Origin of the sequence: Draconibacterium sp. IB214405 (genome assembly GCF_033963885.1) — a bacterium.
Lineage (GTDB): Bacteria > Bacteroidota > Bacteroidia > Bacteroidales > Prolixibacteraceae > Draconibacterium.
In genome coordinates this window covers 206,708-224,707 of record NZ_JAXBMA010000002.1, presented here as the reverse complement: position 1 = coordinate 224,707, position 18,000 = coordinate 206,708, and the positions used below count along the sequence as shown (strand labels likewise).

The 18,000-nt window shown below is 42.0% G+C and carries 10 protein-coding genes; all 10 read right to left on the bottom strand.

What is annotated here, in order from left to right; genetic code table 11:
* Nucleotides 1–32: 32 nt before the first annotated feature.
* Nucleotides 33–1,544 carry an L-arabinose isomerase gene (araA, locus tag SLH46_RS07345; protein WP_320280523.1) on the bottom strand — a complete coding sequence of 504 codons (1,512 nt, stop codon included), beginning with the start codon at nt 1,542–1,544 and terminating at the stop codon, nt 33–35.
* A 52-nt stretch (nt 1,545–1,596) separates the two neighbouring features.
* Nucleotides 1,597–2,280, bottom strand: a complete 684-nt coding sequence (locus tag SLH46_RS07340) for an NUDIX hydrolase (protein WP_320280522.1) — start codon at nt 2,278–2,280, stop codon at nt 1,597–1,599.
* A gap of 325 nt (nt 2,281–2,605) precedes the next feature.
* Entirely contained in the window at nt 2,606–4,744 is a 2,139-nt protein-coding gene (locus tag SLH46_RS07335) for a family 43 glycosylhydrolase (protein ID WP_320280521.1), read from the bottom strand.
* Between the two features lie 104 nt (nt 4,745–4,848).
* On the bottom strand, nt 4,849–5,568 hold the full coding sequence (locus SLH46_RS07330) for a Crp/Fnr family transcriptional regulator (protein WP_320280520.1): 720 nt from the start codon (nt 5,566–5,568) through the stop codon (nt 4,849–4,851).
* Nucleotides 5,569–5,586: 18 nt separating this feature from the next.
* Nucleotides 5,587–6,420, bottom strand: coding sequence for a hypothetical protein (locus SLH46_RS07325; RefSeq protein WP_320280519.1), 834 nt, complete (start codon nt 6,418–6,420; stop codon nt 5,587–5,589).
* A gap of 21 nt (nt 6,421–6,441) precedes the next feature.
* Nucleotides 6,442–8,691, bottom strand: coding sequence for a S9 family peptidase (locus SLH46_RS07320; RefSeq protein WP_320280518.1), 2,250 nt, complete (start codon nt 8,689–8,691; stop codon nt 6,442–6,444).
* Nucleotides 8,692–8,732: 41 nt separating this feature from the next.
* Nucleotides 8,733–10,982 carry a S9 family peptidase gene (locus SLH46_RS07315; RefSeq protein ID WP_320280517.1) on the bottom strand — a complete coding sequence of 750 codons (2,250 nt, stop codon included), beginning with the start codon at nt 10,980–10,982 and terminating at the stop codon, nt 8,733–8,735.
* A gap of 40 nt (nt 10,983–11,022) precedes the next feature.
* Complete coding sequence (locus SLH46_RS07310) at nt 11,023–13,662, bottom strand: T9SS type A sorting domain-containing protein (RefSeq protein ID WP_320280516.1); 2,640 nt, start codon at nt 13,660–13,662, stop codon at nt 11,023–11,025.
* A gap of 170 nt (nt 13,663–13,832) precedes the next feature.
* Nucleotides 13,833–16,541 carry a DUF5695 domain-containing protein gene (locus SLH46_RS07305; RefSeq protein WP_320280515.1) on the bottom strand — a complete coding sequence of 903 codons (2,709 nt, stop codon included), beginning with the start codon at nt 16,539–16,541 and terminating at the stop codon, nt 13,833–13,835.
* 157 nt (nt 16,542–16,698) lie between these two features.
* Nucleotides 16,699–17,943 (bottom strand): CotH kinase family protein, encoded by a 1,245-nt coding sequence (locus SLH46_RS07300; RefSeq protein ID WP_320280514.1) that lies wholly within the window; start codon nt 17,941–17,943, stop codon nt 16,699–16,701.
* Between the last annotated feature and the right edge of the window lie 57 nt (nt 17,944–18,000).

Here is an 18,000-nt window from a genome sequence, read left to right as displayed (position 1 = left end):
AAAAGTTGATTTATTTTTTGATTTAGTTTCTATTATAATCCTTTGGCCAAATGATAGTAAAGATCGTTCCAGCGCAGTTCTTTTTTGAACTTAGGAATAGTAGTGTCTTTATCGATAACTACAGCTTCGATTCCAGCAATTTCAGCAAAGTCCAATAAGTCTTCAACGCTCAAATCGTAAGAGAAACTTGTGTGGTGAGTACCACCTGCCAAAATCCATGCAGCAGCTCCAACTTCGAAATTAGGTTGAGGAATCCAAAGTGCACTTGCAACAGGAAGTTTTGGAAGATCTTTTGATTCGATACAATCAACTGCGTTAATGATCATACGGAAACGGCTACCCATATCTACTACTGTAGCGGCAACACCAGGTCCGGTTTTACTTTTGAAAATAACACGTGCAGGATCATTTTTACCACCAATTCCTAGAGGAAGTACATCAAGGGTTGGCTTGCCATCAGCAATTAACGGACAAACTTCCAACATGTGTGCCTGAAGAATTGCACTGTTTTCGCCGTCGAAGTTCAATGTATAATCTTCAAGGAAAGAACATCCTTTATAGTCTTTCATTTCCTGGCTCATGAACCACATTGTGCGGTATAAAGCAGCTGTTTTCCAGTCACCTTCAGCACCAAATCCATAACCGTCAGCCATTAAACGCTGTGAAGCTAAACCTGGTAACTGATCGATACCTTCTAAATCGTCGAAGTTGGTAGTGAATGCTTTTGCACCTTTTGCTTCTAACAGGCGACGTAATGCAATTTCAATTTTAGCAGCGTGAGCAACTTGCTCGCGGTCTTTTCCACCTTCTTTACAGCTATCAACAAAGTTGTAATCTGCTTCGTAAACTTTTACCAATTCAGCAACTTCTTCATCAGTTACCTCATTTTGTACTGCAACCAATTCTGCAATCGGACAGTAATCAACGTGATATCCGAAAACTCTTTCAGCATCAACTTTGTCACCATCAGTTACAGCAACGTTGTTCATCTGGTCGCCAAAACGAACAATTAACATATCTTGTGAGTCAGCCCACGCAGCAGCAACGCGTGCCCATGAAGAAACCTGTGAAACGGTTTTAGGATCTTGCCAGTGACCAACAACCACTTTAAGGTTGTAACGCATACGTGCAGTAATGTGACCGAATTCTCTGTCGCCGTGTGCACTCTGGTTCAGGTTCATAAAATCCATATCGATTTCGTCCCATGGAATTTCTTTGTTGTACTGAGTATGCAGGTGCAATAAAGGCTTGTTTAATTCTTTCAGTCCGTGAATCCACATTTTGGCAGGAGAGAAAGTGTGCATCCAGGTGATGATACCAATACAGTTATCATCGCTGTTTGCATCTTTACAAATCCTATGGATTTCTTTTGACCCTGTTCCTGTTGGTTTAACAACAACTTTTACAGGAATTTCTGTAGACGCGTCAAAAGCAGCAGCAATTTCTTTTGAATGCTCTGCTACTTGCTCCAATGTTTTAGGTCCGTATAGGTGTTGACTACCGGTTACAAACCAAACTTCCATTTCTTTTAATGTACTGCTCATATTATTAGATTTTATTTTAAATGTATATATTACTCTTATTACCCTTCTTATTCTATACTTTTACGATACGGTCAAGTCCTCGTTCGGTTACTTCGTTCTTACAACTGTAATAAAATGCACCCTTTTTTGATTCCGAAGAATCTTTCTCGTTCAGGCGCTCAAGCACATTTAGCGACAATATTTTTTTTCTGAAATTTCCCGGATCAAATTCACGTCTGAAAATGGCTTCGTACAATTTGCGTAACTGAAGCAAGGTAAATTTATCGGCAAGTAACTCTTTTCCAATCAGGCGATATCCGGCTTCCTGCTGCAATTTTACAAGGGCCTGCTCTACCATTTGCCCATGATCGAAAATCATTTCCGGCAGTTCTGAAATAGGCCACCAGTGTGCGCCGTTCTCTCTCACACAGGCTTTATCGTGCTCATCCATACGTACCAAAGCATAATAAGCCAAACTTATTACGCGTTCTTCCGGATCACGATTAGGGTTAGAGAAAGCAGCCACCTGCTCCATAAAGATATCTTCCAGTCCAATGGTTTGTTTTAATACGCGTTTTGCAGCTGCATCAGATGATTCGTCATCCTGAACAAATCCTCCCATCAGCGACCACGCTCCCTTTGACGGTTCAAAACCACGCGGGTAAAGCAACAAACAGAGTTCTCCTTCGTCGTAACCCAATATCACGCAGTCGACTGCTACAAAATGCTTCGGATGTTTAGTATAATGCTTCATCATAAAATATCACCAGCAAATCTATAAAAGTATTTTTAACTTTTATTATTCACAAGCTTGCAAAACGTATAATTATGCTGAAAAACATATATTGATTTGCCTGTTTCACATAAGGAAAAAACATGTACAACAAGTTTATTTTCTGCACTTTATATTTACCAGGAAAATATTAGATGACGGTTCTGTTACTGAAATTGCAATTTTTGCATAACTGCTGTATTTAAATTCATTCTAATAAAAAAAGGAGCTGAGCAGCTCCTTTTTTACGAGTACGATGTACTGTTATTCTATATTTTTTTAATTGAGTACGATGATAATTAACGATTTTCTATTTCAAATTTGATTCGTTGTAAGCACGCTCAATTTCTGATTGTGGCAAGGCATAATCATACATTTCGAAAGCCGCCATCAAACCGGTGTAGTATTCACCTGCATCCGAAGCTCCAATTCTGATCTTTGCATTATCAACTGCCGACGACAGCAACATATTTTGTGCAGTGTCCAACACGCCATCAACATAAACCTTTTCCACTACCCCATCGAATGTTACCACAATGTGGTGCCATTTATTGGCTTCAGGAACATTGTTGTAGGGCAAATCAAAATGACCATCGAGGTGAGCAACCGCTCCGTAATTACTTTTATTGTAATGAACCGCATTGTAAGAATTGGCCAGATAATGCGCGCTTCTGTCGCACCACGAAGCCAGACACTCGTCTCTGTCGCTTACTTCCGGATTTTTCACCCACGTAGAAATTGTAAAAGCACCGTTCCATTCCAAACTTCTTGGTACTGCAATTCCGTCCAATTCCAAAGCTCCTTTTGAGAACTCAATTGCCTTTGTACCGCTTTCTTTGTCAGTTACGATCTTCACATTTCCTTTTCGGACCAAATCGCCACCCAACGAACCTGTGTTTGCCAGTTTCTCGAATGATTTACCGGAAAGTGAATTGGCATCAAAACCAACAATCATACTTTGCGAGCTTACTGCGCCCGGCTCATTTTCCGATGGTTTGTTCACCAGATTTAATGGGATGTCGAATGTTTCCCCGTAAACTTTCATATTCCACACCGCGGCAAAAGTTCCGGTTTGTTCTGTTCCCAGGATGGTTAGTTTTAGGTAACGTGCACTAACGTTATTATCATCGATCATTGGACTTCCCGGTATGCGGTTTTCCGAGCGGTCAGCATAAACTTCCCAGTTTGTATTATCGGCAGAATATTCAATTTTGTACTGATAATAGTAAGGAGAGAATTCGAACTGTGTGGCAATTCGTTTAATGTCTTTTTCTTCGCCCAAATCAACCGAAAGACTTTGCGGGAAAGAATTACCGGCAGCTTTCCACATGGTGGCGTTATCGTTATCAAACGCGTAAGCCGGCTTATATTCATAATCGTAATCAGGCGATTGCAAATGATAAAATGATGAAGCCGATGCTGGAGCCTTGTACGCAATATCTTCAGGTACTTCGGACGGAATAAAAGCTTCAATTCCTATTTGCGTTGGCACCACAGCTTTAATCGTTGAGTCGTTTTCAAAGATCATACTGTCGATACACACCTGACGCGCCATTCCTCCTGCAGTAAACGGAACATCGTGTTTGTGGTAAACGATATAATGATCGTCGCCATTTTCCAGCACCGAATGGTGTCCCGGTCCGTGCGTAGTTCCATCTTCGTTGGTCTGTAAAACCGGATTATTTTCTCCCGGTGTAAATGGTCCGTACGGATCGTTAGCATATGAATACAATACTTTGTAGGTTTCGTTGTGACATGATTCGGCAGAATACATTAAAATGTATTTATCGCCTTTTTTCATCATGTAAGCAGCCTCGAAAGGATTTGGCGTTTGCTCCAACGGAATATTGGTGGAATTCGACATTACATCCATGGTTTCGGCATTTAACTCGCCAACCGCATAACCGTGGTTGTAGTGCACCCAAGTCCCCCAGTAGCCATAAATACGTCCATCATCGTCCTGAAAAAACTGAGCATCCAACGATGGGAATCCTTGAACCGGATAATTATGCGCGATTACAGGCGTATCATCATCATGTAATTTTTCCCACGGACCAACCGGCGTATCCGATACATAGCCGTAGATGTTACAACCCGCCTGGCAGTTTCCAAAATACAGGTAATAACGTCCATCTTCACCTTCGAGAATATCGGGTGCCCAGAAATTGCGCAGCGCCACCGAATTTAAAGTAGGCACGTCCATAATGTAGTTGTACCAGTTTTGCAGGTCGCGGCTGTACCAAACAGTTGGTGCTCCGGATGCCAGCATTTCATTATCGGTTGTGGCGTAGATATAATAAATATCGCCAAACTTTTTAATTGTAGGATCGGCAAACCACCCGGGCAAAACCGGGTTAGAAATGTGTGTTGTTTGCCTTTTACTTGTAATATTTTGGCACGACGACAGGATTAACACTCCTGCAATCATCCAAATAAGAATTCTAGTCATTTTGTTTTTACCTCAGTTATTGTCAGTTCAAATATGGTCGAAATTACTTAATCGCTACCCAACAAATGTTTTTGAAACTTATACAAATGTTGGTGAGACTGAACTTAAATATTGGCGATTGCCTTTAATTTAGCAATATCGCGAAATACAATTTTCCTTCCGGGAAGTTCCAGTAAGTTCTCATTTCGGAACTCGGACATAACACGGATTAGCGATTCGGTTACTGTACCGACCATATTGGCCAAATCTTCGCGTGTAATCGTAATTTGCAGCGTATTATACTTGTCTACACCAAATTCATCTTTTAAAATCAGCAACATTTCTGCAGCCCGCTCGCGTACTGATTTTTGTGCAATATCAGTAATAAACATGTTCGATTCTTTCAGCTCTTTACACATAAACTTCATTGTTTCGTGTGTAAAGTTCCAGTTTTGCTGAAACAGTTCCATAATAATGTGTTGTGGGATATGATAAAGTACGGTGTCTTCATAAGCCTTTGCCGAAGTACAGGCCAGTTCATTTGTAAGCAACGAACGGTAACCGATCAAATCGCCTTTTTGTGCAAACTTCAGGATCTGCTGTTTCCCGTTCCCACCAATCTTATACACTTTTACAATTCCCTTGAGGACACAATATAATCCCGAATGGCGGCTTCCCTCCCGGTAGATAACACTGCGTTTACTAAAGTTTTTTACAACAGAATTTAATTCCACATTCAACATCTCTTCCTCCGACAATTTTTTAAAAATCGGAAGTTCACGTAAACCGAGATCAATATTCACAATAGGTTGAACTCTTCTTCTTGGTTGAACAATTGTATTCATAGCGTTGATTTTTTTCTTTTACTGAACATATAAATTCACGGCAGCATGACAGGATGGGCTCACCTCAAACTCAGGGAAATAACGGCTAACGATCTCGTATAAATCAGGGTCGTATTTTTTCATATCCGAGCGGGTATTCACCCAATTGTGTTTACCATCTGTTGTTTCAACTTCGGCATTTACATTAAACCAGTTTTGCACACCTTCGGCCCAATATTCCCAGATGTTTGTAGCCGCATAAGTGTTTTCGTATTTTCCGGCAGCCATTGCAGCATCGAGTTTCTCCTGGAGTAAATCGTTGAACTTATCATCAAGCGGCATAATTCCAACGCCGTGAATAGTGTGTGCAAATTCGTGAATCAGAATATCTTCAGCATGGTATTTATCAATCTGGTAACACAGCAGGTTTTCTTCGGCGCAGGTTGTTAGCGGATCTTCCACTGTTCCGCCCAATCCACGTGCACGAACATCCCAGTTTAGCGTTGTATCGTTGGCTAAAAAGGCATGTTCAGGAATATCGGTTGTTCCCTCGTAACGCGCCATAATTCCAACACGGGTATTCAGTTTTACCATTTGATTGAGTACTTCTTCCGGTAAGCCGCCGGTCATAAAATCAATGATCTCGCAGGCTTTAACAAATGCCGAATCAGGCACCCGATGCGAACTCATAATGTGAATGCCATTTACATTGACATACTTTTTATAAAACGGATCGAGTTTTAATGTCTTCGGTGGTTTTACTATTTCGTACTCCTTTACCGGTTCGTTTGCAACCAGTTTCCCAAAGGACAAAATTCCGGCAATTAGCATCACCAGAATTTTCGCTTTTTTATAAGTTATCGGACTATTCATTTCACAGCTTTTTAATTGTTTCTATTTTGATGTTTTAACGTTCCAATCCGGAGTTTCCTGTTTCAAAAAATTACGAATAAAAAAATCGCGGCGCTTTTGTTCGCCATACGTTCCGCCAAGTGTGTGGTTTACACCGGGCAGCACCACCAGTTCAAAGTCCTTGTTTGCTTTTATCAATGCATCGGCAACCTGCATGGTTGATGCAGGATCAACATTATCGTCCACCTCGCCAACAATCAGCATTAATTTACCTTGCAATCTGTAAGCATTATCTACATTCGAACATTCGGCGTATTCCGGTCCTACCGGGTACCCCATCCATTGTTCGTTCCACCAGATTTTGTCCATGCGGTTATCGTGACATCCGCAGGCCGAAACTCCGGCTTTATAAAACTCAGGGTGAAATAACAAACCTCCCAAAGTACTTTGTCCGCCGGCCGATGCGCCAAACAAACCAACTCTGGTGGTATCCATGTAACTGTACTGTTCAGCAGCAGCTTTTATCCACAAAATACGATCGGGGAAACCGGCATCTTTCAGGTTTTTCCAACATACATCCTGAAAAGCTTTCGAACGGTTCGAAGTTCCCATTCCATCCATCTGAACAATGATAAATCCTAATTCGGCCAGACTTGAAAAAGCATAACTAACCGGATTAAAACTTTTTTGAACAAACGAATCGTGCGGGCCTGCATAAATGTATTCGATTATCGGGTAATTCTTGTTTTTATCGAAATTGGTAGGACGATAAATATTTCCCCAAATGTCGGTTTTTCCATCTCGGCCTTTTGCTACAAACGGCTCAGGAGCGATCCAGCCTTTTTCCAGCAGCGATGAAATATCGGTTTTTTCCAATTCAACCAACACTTTTCCGTCTACAGAACTGCGAACTACTGTAAATGGAGGTGTTTCAACAGTTGAATATGTATCTGTAAAATAGTTCAGATCTTTTGAAAACGACACATCGTGATTCATTTTCTCCGGTGTAAGATCGATCAATCCGCTACCATCGAAATTTACTTTGTAACAATGCAAATAATACGGATCTTCGTCGGCGTTTTTGCCCGACCCATTGAAATAGATCACACGGTTTTCTTCATCAACATGTAACACACGACGAACTACCCACTCTCCTTTAGTGATCTGGCTTTTCACGTCTCCGGTTTTTGAATCGATCAGATAAAGATGATTCCAACCGTCACGCTCCGATGCCCAGATAATTTCATTCGTTTCTTCAAGATCAAAACGGTAACGTTTTCCGCTGTAATCGATAAAAGTATTGCTTTGCTCATCGATCAGCACCCGAATAGCTCCGGTTTCGCCATCCACCTCAACTACCTGGTAGGCCTGATGCCCACGCTGGTTAAACTCGAAAGTAAAAGCCGAAGCATCTTTCTTCCATTTCAGGTACGAAAGACTAAACTGATGCTCAAAAGGTGTAGAGTTTACCTGTATTTGTTTTTTGCTTTCGATATCGAACAATGCCGGATGTTTTATCGGCACGGCATCGCCCGGTTTGCGGTAATCGCGTTTTTGTAAAATGGGTTGCAACTGATCTTTTGGCGACGATTCCACAAAGTAGATCTCCCGCTTTTCAGCATCACGAACTTTGTTTACCGCCAGTTTTTTTGAGTCGGGCGACCACGAAACGTACGACGAATAGAAATCGCCGGGTGCTCCGTCGTAACTCAACTGAAACTCCTCGTTGGTTTTGTTGTCCTTTATGCAAACGTTGTTTTCTCGTATAAAAGCAGTCCAAACACTGTCGGGCGATGATACCGGGTCATTTCCTTTCTCATCAAAAAATCCTCCCCAGTAATCGTTTGATCGCTCATCTTTTACAGAAGTATCTTTTTGAAGTTCGTATTTTTTCAAATTGCAGATCCAGGCCGTCGATTGAAAAGAAAAATGGATCGTATTTTTATCCTTTTCAAATTTCAGATCTCTTAAAACCAATTCTTTTGCGGTAGTTTTTTTATCGAGTGCTTTATTCAGTGCTTCAACCAGTTTTTCGGTATCAAAAGCAACTTTTTTTGATCCTTTCTGCGCATCAACCAGCTGGTACTTCATACCATCGCGCGTTTTTATTCTATACCAGAATACATCCGTTGAATCGATCCACGTAATTTGGGCTACCTGATCGTAAACCAGCTCCCTGAGTTGCATTACTGAATCGGCTTTTGCATAGTCTTCTTTTGTGACTTGCGCAGAAAGTGTATTGCCTGCAAAAGCACTCAGAAGAATTAAAATGATGAATAAAAATTGTTTCATTTGACTTTATATATTTTCACATTTCTGTGATCTGTACTTTCCTATTTTGATGTTACCGCGTTCCAATCCGGAGTTTCCTGTTTCAAAAAATGCCGAACGAAAAAGTCACTCATTTTTCGTTCATCATAGCGCCCGCTTAAGGCATGTTTTGCCCCCGGAATTAATACCAACTCAAAGTCTTTGTTTGCTTTTATAAGCGCATCGGCTACCTGCATGGTTGATGCCGGATCAACATTTTCATCCAACTCTCCAACAATCAACATCAGTTTTCCCTGCAGTTTATGCGCATTATCTACATTCGAACATTCGGCGTATTCTGGCCCGATCGGGTAGCCCATCCATTGCTCGTTCCACCAGATTTTGTCCATACGGTTATCATGGCATCCACACGACGAAACTCCCACTTTATAAAACTCCGGGTGAAACAAAAGGCCTGACAAGGTATTCTGTCCACCGGCCGATCTTCCGAACAACCCAACACGAGACGTGTCCATGTAACTGTATTTTTCGGCGGCGGCTTTAATCCACAAAATACGATCAGGGAAACCTGCATCTTTCAGGTTTTTATAACAGACATCCTGAAATGCTTTTGAGCGATTTGAAGTGCCCATTCCATCCATTTTCACGATGATAAAACCAAGTTGGGCAAAAGCTGAAAAGGCACTGTGAACCGCCTGAAAACTTTTTTGCGTAAACGAACTGTGCGGTCCAGCATAAATGTATTCTATAATTGGGTACGATTTATTTTCATCGAAATTGATTGGGCGGTAAATGTTTCCCCAAATATCGGTTTTCCCGTCGCGGGCTTTGGCAACAAACGGTTCGGGAGCATTCCATCCGGCGGCCAATAAATCAGAAATATCTGTTCTCTCAAGCTCTACCTGAACTTTGCCGTCAACCGACGAGCGTACAACTGTTACCGGAGGCGTTTCAACCGTTGAATAGGTATCGGCGAAATAATCTAAATCCCCAGAGAATGAAACTTCGTGATTCATTTTCTCGGGCGTTAAATCGGTTAAGCCGCTACCATCAAAATTTACTTTGTAACAATGCAGGTAATATGGATCTTCGTCGCTGTTTTTTCCCGAGCCATAAAAGAAGATTGTCCGGTTTTCTTCATCAACATGTAATACGTTACGAACTACCCACTCGCCTTTTGTTACCTGATTTTTTATCGATCCGTCTTTGGTATCGATCAAATAAAGGTGATTCCAGCCATCGCGTTCCGATGCCCAAAGCATTTCGTTTGTTTCTTCCAGGTCGTAGCGGTAACGTTTTCCGCTGTAATCGATAAATGTTTTACTGTGCTCATCGGCAAGTATCCGAACTTCGCCAGTTTCGGCATCTACTTCAACCACCTGGTAAACCTGATGACCACGCTGATTAAATTCGAAAGTAAATTCTGAAGCGTCTGTTCTCCATTTTATGAGAGAAAGGTTGTATTGGAAATCGAAAGCAGCTGTGTTTACAGGAATCTGCTTTTTACTTTCTACATCGAATAAACAAGGACGTCTGATCGCTAAATCGTCGCCCGGCTTTTGATAATCACGTTTTCGTAAAATCGGTTGTAATTGCGAATCGGGGGATGATTCCACATAGTAAATCTGGCGTTTTACATTGTCGCGAACACGGTTTACAGCCAATTTTTTCGAATCGGGCGACCATGAAATATACGACGAATAGAAATCGCCCGGAGCACCATCGTAACTTAACTGGTACTCTTTATTATCTTCGTTATTCCGAATGTATACATTATCATTCCGGATAAAAGCAGTCCACAATTTATCAGGCGAAACAACAGGATCATTTCCTTTTTCATCGAAAAAATTTCCCCAATACGGACGAGGTTCCCGTGGTTTCTCTTCTGAGTTTCTTATGAGTGTGTAATTCTTTAATTCGCAGGTCCAACGAACGTTTTGAAAGCTAAAATCTATCGTTTTTTTATCCGTAGTAAACTTCAGATTTTCCAGTATCAACTCGCTTGCAGAAGTTTTTTTATCTAACTGCGTATTAAGCGCTTCAACCAGTTTTTCGGTATCGAAAGCAATCTTTTTCGAGCCTTTTTGCGCATCAACCAACTGATACTTTATGCCGTCGCGTGTTTTAATCCGGTACCAGAAAACAGAAGAGGAATCGATCCAGGTAATTTCTGACACCTGATTGTAAACCAATTCATTTAGCTTCATTACCGAATCGGCGCGTGCATAATCTTCTTTGGTGATTTGCGCTAAAGTTTTACTGCCTGCAGAAGCAAGCAGTAAAACCATAACTACGATTAAAAATTGCTTCATAATAAGCTTATATTTTTATACGCATTATTGTTTTCGGGACTTACCGTACCAAAAACTTATGCGTATCATTCATTTCGTCTGTTCGAACATTTACAAAGTAAATACCTTGTTTTAAATGCGACTCCAACGGAATTTCAAACCTGTCGGTTTTAATATCCTGCTGAACATACAAAATATTTCCCCTTGCGTCGATAATACGAACTTCCTTTTTAACAGATTGTTGATCCTGAAACTCAATATTTAACACATCGTTGCTTGCAATAGGATTTGGATATATTACCGATGAACTTGCCTTTTCCCCTACCTGAATTGCGTCAATACCTGTATTAATATTTTCGCCATACAGTGCTCCTTCAGTTGGAAATGGCTCAACCGGATCAGGAACGTTTGTGATTGTTGTAGCGTATTCGTACCATTTCTGATTCACACTTGCAGTTCCTTCAATACCCTCAACCAGTTGCAAACGATAATCGAAATGCGCCTTGCGGGTTTCTTCGCCTTCGTACACATAATCGGTATTACAAATTACAGCAATTACAACACCGTTGGCAGGTACTTTGTCTAACTTCAATTTACACGATCCGCTTGACACAGGTTTACTATACACAGGTGTTCCGTCGGTAGCACGGTAAACCAACTGGCAGGTCATGTTGCTTCCCAGTGGCATAAAGTTTACTTCAACCTGCGTACCCGAGACCAATAAAGGTATTTGGTTGGCACCCGACCATCCCGGAGTTGTTCTTGGCTCAGGAGTAAGAATTTTATTCTCAGTATCGCGCATCCATGTTTTTACGTATGGAGTAGCTTTCCATGGAGTACACTGTATCCAGCTTGGTTGCCACTCGGCACCGATGCTTCCGCCCATATTGGCGTTAAGCAGTTTCTTAATGGCGCCAGTCCATTCGCCCATATCAACAAGTGCCTGTTTTGCGCGGTACTCCATAATTAACCGGCGGATTTGCATATCACCTAAACCGTCGCCCATTCCTTCGAGCACACGTTCAGGGCAGTTTTGCCAAATCCATGGCACACTTCCTTTTCCAAGTACCTGACCAAGGAAGGTTGGGAAAGTATTTCCATATTGGTTTCCTCCCAGCAATCTTCTCCATGTACAAATTTGCTGACTTCCATCGAACATATTTACACCTTCGGCACTTGGACCGCCAAAACTACCGTCTTGCAACCAACCGGTATAACATTCAATAGGCATAAAAGGTGCAATGTATGCTGCGGCATTCAAAAATCCCATCTCGCTATAATCCTGAGATTTTGTGGCTTCCATTTCCTGTTGCAACCAGGTATTTCCACCTTCCTGAAACCAGGCAGCCTGTTTAGCACCCGGCATATCTGCCAGCACCGCATGAATTCCTTCGTGAACCATAGCACCCATTTGTGCTTCCCGGTCGCCATAAGGGCATGATGGGTCGAAACTGTAAATTGGGTAGTATGAAGCCAAAATCATTGGCCAGCTTTCGTTCTGGTAACTTATGGCTCCCATCCAGCCACCAAGCGCAGTTGTATCTGCTGCATCGGTACACAAGCCCGAACCATAAAGGTAAACAGCACTTCTGTATCCTTCTTTGGCACGTTTGTCCGGTGGCCATCCCATGGTATCGCGGAAATAGGCAAAGTCTTTATTTAATCGCTCCAACATTGGAGTGATGGCAGCTTCGGTTATTTCAGAGCGTTTGTTTGGTCCCCATTTAAAGGTCCACCAACCTGACGACTGCGTACCCACAACACTCGGACAATCATCCAAATCTTTTGTCGGCATGGCAAGCGTTGGGTATTCGTCTCTGAAATTATAGTCTAAGGTTGGTGAGTATTCCGGCCATGTAAAAGGTTCGGCAGCCTGCTCATCATCGCCAAAGAAAACCCAGATACCTTCGCTTGGTCGCGACAAGTTTCCGGCGGCATCAACAGCCTGAACAGCCAGCATAAAAACGGTGTTTCGCTCCATACCTTTTAAAGTGGCCATGTGATAAGGCGCTTCTTTATAAATCGAATCGTTTAGCAAAACGTAATAAGTTGCTACTTTATCGTCATCAGTCGACTCTTCCCAGCTTATCGACACACTGGTTTCTGAGATACCCAGAATTTCAGGTGTTCCCGGTGCTGTTGGAGCTTCAATATCGGTACTTCCCGACAAACTTCTTCCCCACACTCTGAACTCCAGAATACCTGTAGACTGATTGTAATTCCGCATTGTTACACGAAGTTTCGAAGTGGTTATTTCGCCTAACGATGCAGCATTAAACTGATCTTTTACACACGGAACATCCACTACTTTCACCCACTCCGAACTTTCCTGGTCGTACGTTTCGATGTAAGCTTCGTTTGGTGTTAATACGCCGCCGTTATCGTCGAACCAGTATATTTCAACCGATGTGGCAATGTATTCTTTATCCCAATCGTACTGTACCCACTGGTACGAATCCGGAGTATCCCAGTTTCCGTAAGCAGTACTTGATTTATCGTTCGAATTTGAAGGTGTTGCGCCATCATTAACTGCCGCAAGACTTTCCCATCCCGAAACAAAAGAAGTGCTTGGTGTTGCAATAAGTGCGATGTTAATGCTATCGGTTTCCGTTTCATTTACATTAAAAGCAGAGGAATGAAGTTGGAAAACCACCGTTAACAGCAAGATCAACGGGAATCTAAAGAAGTAACTTTTTTTCATAGTGAACGATTTTGGTTGTTATAAAGAGGTGAGTTTTTGTGCGATTAATAGATGTCCAACTCGGAATACCGGCAGCAGGATTACTGCCGGTATTCAACGAATGGATATATTGTTTCTTGATACCAATTCCGCAATTATCGCTGATTAACGGAACCGATTGTTTTAATTGATTAATTCAATGCTACTGTTACCACTTCGTTTTTAAGTGGAATTACATATTGTCCGCGTTCATTTATTTCCAATCCCGCGATACTGCTGATTGCTGCTTCCGAGTCGAATGACTTAACTCTCAGGTAAGCATTTGGCGTAAACTCATTGGCTGCGTTCAACTCAACTTCAACTTTTCCTGTTGCCAGGTTATACGAAACGGCTTTAAATTTACCAGCATCCAATGTTAACCACATTTTTAGCGGAGCAACATAAACACGCGATTTAGCAGCAGTTGTCAGATCAACTTTCACCACATCCTTGTTTTCAGTAACATTTCCACCAAAAGCCAACCAGCCAAACTCATCGTTATGCATTAAATAGGTTGATGTGTTTACTGCGTAACCGTAGTATCCTGTTCCGTAGTCACCCGAAATACCATCGTTTTTCAAAGTAGAAGGGAACGAGTGGAAAGCTGCAGGTGCAAATCCGTCTGTTGTGATGTTCGAAATAGATCCCATCAAACCTCCGTAACCAACACGCAGCAGGTACAGATCTTCAGGATTCTCTTTGTATTCGTATAATACAGGAATGGCATTCAGTGCCGATCCGTAGTGGTGAATCTGACGCTCTACACGCGAAAGTTTTCCTCCGTAAAGGAAATCCCAGTAACGACGTGCATTACCGTTGTATGCCCAATGAGGAATGGTTGGCATGTAAGCTAAAATCGCTTTTAAGGTTGTTTCAGCTTTTTCGCCGTAGCCAAAATACTTCGACCACATGTAAACTTCTTCCTGACCTGTAGAATCCCAAGGCATCTCGCTACCAAACGGATAATTTAACGACGCCCAGTGATCGGCACGGCGTTTCATCATTCCTTCCAGCTTACGGGCATATTCCCACAATCCTTCAGCTTTCAGGTCTTCCAAAATCAGTACAAACACACTACCTTCCATTTGGCCAAACTGTGCATAATATGGTGCCAGTTCCATCATTGCCATTGAAGTTTGGTAGGCACTCATTAGGTACCAATCCCAGGTTTGCTGCGATACCAAACCTTCATAGTTTCTTGCCAAACGATACATTACCCAATGTGCTGCGGCAACGTGCGGATAATTGTACGAACGCTCAACGGTTTCGGCATGTTTTTTATCCCAGGCCGCCCAGGTACCAAAATTTACATCTTTGCTGTAAGTACCAGCTGGCATTGAATCGGGCTCGTAGTAGAACATACTTTTACGAACACCGTATTTTTCGTGTCCTTCGTTGTATTGAATTCCACCCCAGATTGTTTTCTGCACGAAGTCTTCCAACATCGCAACCTCTTTTTTGTCGGGTTGGATCAATTGTTTCATAATTGCATTTAACCATGCTCCGGCACCACCTTCGTCGCTCAAACCACAAATCCAGGCACGACTGTCTTGTGTAACCTGCTTTTGCTCTTCGTAGTCGTAAGTAATTACCGAAGGACCGCGATCGAAAAGATCGTCTTCGTCATCAAACCACTGTTTTGTCATCAGGAAGTTTCCGTTGTCGGCAACCACCTGTTCTTCAGGCTTAATAACTTTGTAGTTGATGGTTTGTGTTAAACCATCTTTGTATGTGATGGTTAAACGTGCTCTGCCCCACTCTTTGGCGGTAACAGCATATTTTAACCAGCCATTTTCAGTAGTTTCCTGTTTTTTTAGTTCCAGCGCACCTTCAGGTTCTACCTGAATACTTTTTACTTTCTGACTGTACTTTAAAAATAAGTCAGCGTTTACATCTTGCGGAACAACATAACCCGGCACTCCAAATGCAACCGGACGATCGTTTTCGATCAGTGCAGGCTCGATGTTTTTAATGGCATCGGTAAGTACAAATTGTACACCGTAGCTCACCGATTTACCCGGCTTTAATATTTTTGATGAAGGCGTGTTCCATGGAGTGGCTTCTTTCCATTCGTTTTCAGCGTAAGCTTTTGTTAATGGCATCCACTCATGAAAACCTTCAAAAGTAATACCTCTGCGAGTTGGGTCGTCCAACAGTGGATTCCATGCTTCAAAAGGTGTATTTCCGTATGGCAACACCAACAATACAGGGCCACTTCCTTTTAAACGGATTACCTGCAAATAACCTGCATCCATACCAATATACGGATCGTAGAAAACGTTTTCAGCGTGTGCTTCGTCCAATGTTTTCCTGTCGTGGTTATTGTTGAAAATCAATGGAATTCCAAGGGCACCAATTTCAACGGCTTCAGATGAAGTGTTTTTAATTTCGAAACGCAATACCAGTTTTCCGTCTGCCTTTTCCCAGTAACGAAGTACTTGTACCGGACTGTTTTCCAGAATTCCGCTAAGATCTGAAACGGCCAGCTGACTTTCGGTTTTTGGCTCTACAGTTGTAACACTTTTGCGTGATGCAGCTGATGAGAACGATGTCCAATCGTTTGCACCTACCGATTTTACACGGAAATTGATATCACCCAAGTGATAAAAACCCGGCTTATTTCTTTTGGTCAGTAATTCGCCCGGAGTAAAATCAAACTCAGGTTCTGCCACCGGATGCAAGCCGGCAACGGTATGTGTCGACTTTAATATTTCGATGTTGAAATCGTTTGTAGTAAATTCGAAAGAGCCTTTGTTAATGTCGATCGAATCAGAGGAAGCAACGTTTGATGATGCAAATGCTCCCGCATTCATCGAAAGGCTCCAACACAGCAGAAAGAAAAGAATATTCTTTGGTTTCATCTTATGTCTATTTAATTTATTCATTACTCAACTTCAAGAAGTTATATTTTAAAAATTGATTGATTGATTATTTTATTAATTCTAATTCAGTTGATCTATTTATTCTTACAAAATTATGATTTCAACAGCTGTTTTGCCAATAATAACCTTACCGGCGTTAGTTTGTGCCTTCGGGGTAATTGTTAATCACTGTATTCAAATAATTAACACGATTTGTTAACCACTGCTGCATACGTTGTATTTCTGTTTCATTGTCTTTACCAATTGGCCAACGTGCAGCATCGCGGGTTGCAGCCTCGGCAAATTCTTCGGCGTAAGCATAAGTTGCCGGCCAATAGTCTGCCATAATTTTATCTTCTATTGCGAGCCACCGTGTTTTGTATTCGGCTACAAACTGTTTGCTTTTAAAAAGGTCTGTAAAGAATCCGGGAACAACATATCCTCCGGTGTGGTGAAGCGGCGATGTACCCAACACCAATTCCCGGTGACTTCTGAAATAATTGTGACCGGTATACATGGTTCCCCAGTCAAAATCGAAACCGGCGTCAAAATCCCATAACGGCCCCATTGTCCATTTTGAGTTTTCATCCTTAAAAAGGTACATGCTTCTTGGTGCTGCCACTTCAACGTTATACACCAATTCCTGAATCAACATAAAATCGATAAAAGAAGGAACATCGAATAGTTGCTCAACCTCGCTGTAACTCGCATTTTTTATGGCAGTTTCCAGCTGCGCCATTTCAGTTTTTATTTGTTGCAACTGCGCATCCGAAACAATATCCGGGTGTTTTACACAAACCGGCATGTGGTACACCGACGACCAAAAGTTATCGGTCTCTTCCGGTGCCAGTTCAGGTCCGTCATCAGCATCGAGTGATAACAGTAAACCTGTTTCTTCGTTAATTGCCACGCGGCTTTTTCCCTCTTCAATCTGTTCGGTTAAGGAATACAAGCCAATATAATCACCATTTAAAGTCACTTCAACATAGCGAATATTATTTACGTAAGGCATTTCCAGTTGCTGCCCCACCGTAAAAACAAAGGTGTTCATCAGGTGAGTCGGATCGCGGTAATCAGCAAGAAGTACCCAGTCCTTATTTTCTCCTAACCCAAGCACCGATGCTTTCTCATTCAGTTTGATACGAAATGGCTTTTTCGGGTACCACAACCAGGTAGAGTTTCCCCTTCCCCTGATTCGTCCGGTACCCGAATAATTCCATTTCTCATGTTCTGATCTAACTTCTACCGAACAATCGGTATAAATTTCTTTTGATTCTATTTCGGCGTTATTTGCAGTTGTAATATCAATCGTAGCAACCTTGTAAATATTCGCTTCTGCTGTCTTTTCATCCTCTTCACCATTGACGTCGACTTCGGCACAACGTGTGAATACCAAATTCATACACACTATAAGCGCCAGAACAGGAAGCGTTTTAAACTTCGGATTAATATGATTATA

What these genes read in the sequence shown, in the direction of transcription:
- SLH46_RS07330 (WP_320280520.1), bottom strand. Translation starts at nt 5,568, where the DNA reads ATGAATACAATTGTTCAACCAAGAAGAAGAGTTCAACCTATTGTGAAT.
- SLH46_RS07320 (WP_320280518.1), bottom strand. Translation starts at nt 8,691, where the DNA reads ATGAAACAATTTTTATTCATCATTTTAATTCTTCTGAGTGCTTTTGCA.
- araA (WP_320280523.1), bottom strand. Translation starts at nt 1,544, where the DNA reads ATGAGCAGTACATTAAAAGAAATGGAAGTTTGGTTTGTAACCGGTAGT.
- SLH46_RS07300 (WP_320280514.1), bottom strand. Translation starts at nt 17,943, where the DNA reads ATGAATTTGGTATTCACACGTTGTGCCGAAGTCGACGTCAATGGTGAA.
- SLH46_RS07325 (WP_320280519.1), bottom strand. Translation starts at nt 6,420, where the DNA reads ATGAATAGTCCGATAACTTATAAAAAAGCGAAAATTCTGGTGATGCTA.
- SLH46_RS07305 (WP_320280515.1), bottom strand. Translation starts at nt 16,541, where the DNA reads ATGAAACCAAAGAATATTCTTTTCTTTCTGCTGTGTTGGAGCCTTTCG.
- SLH46_RS07310 (WP_320280516.1), bottom strand. Translation starts at nt 13,662, where the DNA reads ATGAAAAAAAGTTACTTCTTTAGATTCCCGTTGATCTTGCTGTTAACG.
- SLH46_RS07340 (WP_320280522.1), bottom strand. Translation starts at nt 2,280, where the DNA reads ATGATGAAGCATTATACTAAACATCCGAAGCATTTTGTAGCAGTCGAC.
- SLH46_RS07315 (WP_320280517.1), bottom strand. Translation starts at nt 10,982, where the DNA reads ATGAAGCAATTTTTAATCGTAGTTATGGTTTTACTGCTTGCTTCTGCA.
- SLH46_RS07335 (WP_320280521.1), bottom strand. Translation starts at nt 4,744, where the DNA reads ATGACTAGAATTCTTATTTGGATGATTGCAGGAGTGTTAATCCTGTCG.